Genomic DNA, 1,295 nt, shown 5'->3' on the forward strand with positions numbered 1-1,295 from the left:
AGGCGTAGTGCGGTGTCGATGAGTGGGACGTGGCTGAAGGCCTGGGGGAAGTTGCCGACCTGGCGTTGGAGTCGGGGGTCCCATTCTTCGGCGAGGAGGCCGAGGTCGTTGCGCAGGGCCAGGAGTTTGTCGAAGAGTTCGCGGGCTTCGTGGACGCGGCCGATCATGGCGAGGTCGTCGGCGAGCCAGAAGGAGCAGGCGAGGAAGGCGCCTTCGTGGCCGGAGAGGCCGTCGACGTTGTTGCCGGTGTCGTCGTGGGTGGGGTAGCGCAGGACGAAGCCGTCCTCGGTGGACAGTTCGCGCTGGATGGCCTCGATGGTGCCGATGACGCGTTTGTCGTCGGGGGGCAGGAAGCCGACCTGGGGGATGAGGAGGAGTGAGGCGTCCAGTTCCCGGCCGCCGTAGTACTGGGTGAAGGTGTTGCGTTCGGGGTCGTAGCCCTTGTCGCAGACGTCGTGGTGGATGGTGTCGCGCAGTTCGCGCCAGCGTTCGAGGTGGTCGCCGGTGGGGTCGTCGTCGGGGGTCTGTTCGAGGAGTTTGATGGTGCGGTCGACGGCGACCCAGGCCATGACCTTGGAGTGGACGAAGTGGCGGCGGGGGCCGCGGACCTCCCAGATGCCCTCGTCGGGTTCCCGCCAGTGTTCCTCCAGGTATTCGATGAGGCGCAGCTGGAGGTGGTGGGCGTGGTCGTTGCGGACGAGGCCGGTCATGTGGGCGAGGTGGAGGGCTTCGACGACTTCGCCGTAGACGTCGAGCTGGAGTTGTCCGGCCGCGCCGTTGCCGATGCGTACGGGTTGGGAGTGTTCGTAGCCGGGGAGCCAGTCGAGGGAGGATTCGGTGAGTTCGCGTTCGCCGGCGATGCCGTACATGATCTGGAGGTTTTCGGGGTCGCCGGCGACGGCGCGCAGGAGCCATTCGCGCCAGGCGCGGGCTTCTTCGCGGTAGCCGGTGCGCAGGAGGGAGGAGAGGGTGATGGCGGCGTCGCGGAGCCAGGTGTAGCGGTAGTCCCAGTTGCGTTCGCCGCCGATGTCTTCGGGCAGGGAGGTGGTGGGGGCGGCGACGATGCCGCCGGTGGGGGCGTAGGTGAGGCCTTTGAGGGTGATGAGGGAGCGGATGACGGCTTCGCGGTAGGGGCCTTGGTAGGTGCATTGGTCGGCCCATTCGTGCCAGAAGTCGGCGGTGGCGTGGAGCATTGCCTCGGCGTCGGGGGGCCTGGGTGGGTCGAGGTGGGAGGCTTGCCAGGTGAGGGCGAAGGCGAGGCGTTCGCCGGTGGTGATGGTGAAGTCGGCGTAGGT

The 1,295-nt window shown here is 67.7% G+C and carries 1 protein-coding gene; it reads right to left on the reverse strand.

All coding sequences use genetic code 11. From position 1 onward, the window contains the following. On the reverse strand, positions 1–1,295 hold a 1,295-nt coding region (locus ACZ55U_RS39070), incomplete at both ends, for a glycoside hydrolase family 15 protein (protein WP_465534406.1).

Source organism: Kitasatospora sp. NPDC034533, assembly GCF_055575155.1.